We start from the raw sequence: 4,778 nt of genomic DNA on the forward strand, positions 1-4,778 counted from the left end.
TTGAATACAGAAATCATCTTCTTGATGTTGCCTAACTTTTTTTAAAATGTCCTTTACAAAGGGTACAGATTAATATGGGATATCGTTTCTTTTTTATGGGTTGATAAGAATAGTTGTTGTATTAACTGAGTAACATAGTAGTATAGTATACCAACGAATTTGTTAAAAAGCTTATTTTTACTACTTGTAGGACAATTGTTTTTTATGTTTCCATATAATTCTCCAGAATCATTTCTACCATAGCTGGGATCAACTATAATGATGTTATCAAATATTAATAGCCTGTAATCTAAACATCATTTATCCCAATAAAGTATACAATTTTCTTAAAAGTAGTATCAAGTTGTTCTTTTTATAGTCAGCTTGGTTGTAGTACCCCATTACTGTCAAATGTATATGTTTTATCTTTTGTTTTCATCACGCCTTTTGCCATTGATCCATCGTTGTAGTAGAAATAATATGTTTTACCGTCACTTACCTTAAATCCGTTGTGCATGGATCCATTGTTATTGAAGTAATACTTTTTTCCCTCAATAGTTTGCCAACCTGTGTGCAGTTTACCATTGTCTAGATAGTACACCTTGTTTTCATGATCAATCCATCCTTTTTGTGATACGCCATTGTTATCAAAGTAATATGTTCTTTCCTCCTTTTTCTCATAAGTTGTTAGAAATCCTTTTAAAGCAAACTTCTTTAAATTAAAAGAAGATTTCAATTAGTAATTTACAATGGCGTCACTTAACTCTTGTAGTATAAAAAGTTCTTTTGATAAAGGAGTTTTTTATAGTGTTGCAAAATGTGAGTGTGTGGGAGGATATAAGAGAAGTAGTTACTGGAATCTTTTTTTATGTATTTCAGTTCTCCTTATTATACTCTATTTGCCCTCGTTAGATATAGCGAGGGGTTTTTTGGTTCATTTGATGCTAATGATTTATATACACGACATGAGAAATTAAACAAATTTAATTTCTCATGTCGTGTATATATAATAGAAGATAATAAAAAACTGCATATTTTCATTGATGACTAACTGAAAAAATCATAAATAAAACGGAGAAACCCTTAATGATGAGGGTTTTTCCGTTTTTGGTTTCTCGGTTTTCAGTACAGCACTGTTAGGGGGGGAGTATCATTTTGTATAAAAAGTATTCTGCCTGTTTGTTGAAGTGTAGTACGCATGTTTCTATTGCAAACAAGTTGTATGAAATAATACTAGCAAATCGACGATTATATAATCATCGATTTTAAGTGTTCTATTTTTACCTTTGTACAGGTCATTTTTTATTGATTTGCAAATGTATTTTTAAATAGTATCTTATTAGAGCATGTTTACAGTTGATATTTTATTCTGTTTATTATTGATGCGGTGCATTTTAGTGGGACATGTATACTTGCATGTTATTTAGTGATTCATAAAGAAAAAGCACTCTTTCGAGTGCCCTTTTCTTTGTTACTGATAAAGTTATACATATTGTATACACATGTAAATATAAAGAACTTATACCACTTAACTTTACCATGCTTATAAAGGGAAGGGTTGTATGTTTTTTCGCTTTGTTAAAGGTAAAAACATATACTTAAATTGTATAAATTATCCTTAGAAAAAAATTTGAAAAATGAAGGTTTTATAATAAAAGTCATCTTATGCAGTTTAATTAAAGGTAACTTTTTTACAGTAAAATAAATTGAATAACAGCTACGTGGTGAGTAGTTCAAGATAAATTTTTTACATAATGCAGTTTCTCCTCAAACTAATTGTTTATTGATTGGATAATGAAACTATGAACTTATTAAATATACAAACGATGTTGATGGAATTGTACCATAATACCAGCAAAAGGGGCCGTTTTTTTTCTTTTAATAAAGGGAGTTTTTGTTGTGTTGAAAAATTTGAGTTTATGAGATTATAAAGAAGTAATGCGTGAGTTAAAAGAACGCCTAATTCTTTAATTCACTACCTCAATTTTTCTTTTATAAACATCCCTCGTGAAATATCATTGGGGATGTTTTATGTTTTATTTTTTTCATTATATCTCTTATTCTAGAAGAGATAGGCGATGCTGGTTCTGTAGATGTAGGGCTAGGATTCATGATTGATGCAAAAGTAAATATTAACGGAGCATCACAATACAAAGTATACAATAGTAAAGGGTAAAACATACTATGTGTAACTGCAAATGAAGCCTATGTATATATGATATAGCAAAAGGGTCTGCTCAAACTTGAGCAGACCTTTTTTTATTATTAGTAGTATAATACGTTATGTTTTTTTATATATCCGGTTCGCTGCATATTTCTTGAACCAACACTTTGAAACATTCTTCTACGTATGCCTAGTTTAAAAGGAAAAATGAAAAAGATAGAGGTCTTCCCTTTTATAAATGGAGTAACAATAGGATTTAAACATAAAAAAAGAGATCATAAATGATCTCTTTTTTTATAAGGGTTCCAAACAGATTTTAACTCATAACTTACAGAAGGTATCTGAGAGAGATTCCATTCATTTCCGGTAAGTCGAGGCATTAATAAATATATAATAAATTGAGTTTGGTTAGAAGAGAGAAAAGTACTCTTAATAAAGGGAGTTTCGATAGGGGATAAAATAGATGTTGAATATCAGTAATGTATACGGATAGCGGATACTTCATTAAGGTCTAGTTCCTAATATATTAAGACAAGAGAAATACAAAAAGTCAATAATACAAAGGAGTTATAAAAATTAGAATAATTTGTAAATATTTCAACCGGTTCCCTGTACGTTAAGCAGCCGATTTGTATTTTTAAAGAATATATAAATGCCGAGAGTCTAACCTAGGATTAGTTTCTTCTATTTAGGTGGTTGGATAATGAAACTTTGAACTTTATTGACTACTAATGGTGCCGATAGGATTGTATCATAATACCATCGAAATAGGCTGTTATTTTTCCTTTTGATAAAGGGAGTTTCTGCTGTGTTACAAAATTCGAGTTTGTGAGATTATATAGAAGCTATCCGTGAGTTAATAGAACGCCTAACACTTTAATTCACTACCCTACTTTTTTCCTTATAAACATCCCCCGTGAAATACATGGGGGATGTTTATTTTGTTAACTATATCTTATACATCTTGCCTAAGAAGGCGTATAGAAAGTAAAAATAAAGGGTTCAACATAGTATAAAGTGAAAAACTCTTTTGAAAATGTATAGTACATTATAATAAATTTATATTGTGTAAGAGTAAAACAAAAAAGAGACGACACTCCTTATAGAGTATCGTTTCTTTTTCATGATTGGCTGAGAATAACTGTTTCGTTAACTTATTTTCACTAACAAAACTTCTCTTTCTACACGTCTCCGAATCTGCGCACTCTATGTTGAAAGTCTGTAATCGCATTTAGCAAATGTTCTTCGGTAAAATCTGGCCAATACACATCTGTAAACCAAAGTTCTGAATATGCAATTTGCCATAGCAGGAAATTACTAATACGCAGCTCCCCACTTGTACGAATAAGCAAGTCTGGGTCCGGTAAAGAACTTGTCATTAAGTAAGAAGAAATCATTTCTTCACTTATTTCTTCAGTACGAATTTTTCCTTCCTCACTATCTTTCATCATATGTTGCACAACAGAAACGATTTCATCTCGACTTCCATAGTTTAACGCGAAATTAAGAATTAATCCCGTATTCTCTTTTGTTTCTTCCATGGCTTTTTCCATCGCTCTGCACGTATGAGTAGGAAGACGATCTATTCGCCCTATTACTCGGACTTGTACGTTTTCTTCAATCAATTCGGGTAAAAATGTACTTAAAAATTCTTCTGGAAGCTTCATCAAATAATCAACTTCCTTTTTTGGTCTTTTCCAGTTCTCAGTCGAAAAAGCATAAAGAGTTAACACTTTCACATCAAGCTTACTTGCAAATTTTGTGATTCTCTTTACAACTTGCATACCTTCATGATGTCCAGCAATACGAGGCATTGCTCTTCTTTTGGCCCATCTTCCATTACCATCCATAATAATAGCAATATGTTCTGGGATATACCCTTTTTTTACTTTTTCAACAAGATGATCAAACGATGCGCCTTTTTTATCTTTTGAAAAAGGAAATTTTTTAAAAATCATTCATACCCTCCAATTGTTTGTGAAAATATGTTTTTCTGTTCCTGCACCTAAGCAGTAAAAGTTGTAGTTGCATGTCCTACAGAAATTCATCTCAATGAGAATACCGTGGTTGTTGCAAGTGTCTGTTTTTTCATTTTACTGAAAATCTCGCTTCTATTTATAATTAGATGGTTATAACGAGCGTTTTCATTATAGAACCTATAAGAAATAATTATTATATTAAATACTTCCTTTTCGAAAGGGAGAAATACGCTTGACGGCCCTTAAGCCAACGATAACCGATAATTTCCTTTGTTATACAAACGATTAAATCTTTTTATCTTCCGTAATCTGCAATTAAATTAAAACTGTTCATTCTTTAATTCATTACTTTACCGTGACCCGAACAAATCCCTCCGTGATATCTCACGGAGGGATTTGTTTTGTTAACTATATCTTATACATCTTGCCTTAGAAGACGTAAAGAAAGTAAAAATAAAGGGTTCAACATAGTGTAAAGTGAAAAACTTTCGTGAAGATGTATACTACATTACAGTAAATTTTTATTGTGTAAGAGTAAAATAAAAAAGAAACGACACTCCATATGCAGTGACCCCTGTCAAGTAGACAGTATTTAAAAAGCGCAACTAAGCAACCTGAGTTCTATATTTATATGGACTCAGGTTATTTAATTTCTT

2 protein-coding genes and 1 pseudogene are annotated in these 4,778 nt (G+C 31.1%); 1 reads left to right on the plus strand and 2 read right to left on the minus strand.

Annotation, left to right across the window (positions count from 1 at the left end):
* Positions 1–358: 358 nt before the first annotated feature.
* Positions 359–715 carry a hypothetical protein gene (locus ACQKNR_RS29125; protein ID WP_427322735.1) on the minus strand — a complete coding sequence of 119 codons (357 nt, stop codon included), beginning with the start codon at positions 713–715 and terminating at the stop codon, positions 359–361.
* A 1,344-nt stretch (positions 716–2,059) separates the two neighbouring features.
* Between ACQKNR_RS29125 and ACQKNR_RS29130 the strand changes: the two are divergent.
* A pseudogene (locus ACQKNR_RS29130) lies at positions 2,060–2,203 on the plus strand (N-acetylmuramoyl-L-alanine amidase); the annotation flags it as partial.
* Positions 2,204–3,324: 1,121 nt separating this feature from the next.
* Here ACQKNR_RS29130 and ACQKNR_RS29135 read toward each other — a convergent pair.
* Complete coding sequence (locus tag ACQKNR_RS29135; RefSeq protein WP_427322738.1) at positions 3,325–4,101, minus strand: isoprenyl transferase; 777 nt, start codon at positions 4,099–4,101, stop codon at positions 3,325–3,327.
* Positions 4,102–4,778: the final 677 nt, after the last annotated feature.

This window comes from Bacillus sp. NPDC094077 (assembly GCF_050279465.1).
In the GTDB taxonomy this organism is placed as follows: domain Bacteria; phylum Bacillota; class Bacilli; order Bacillales; family Bacillaceae_G; genus Bacillus_A.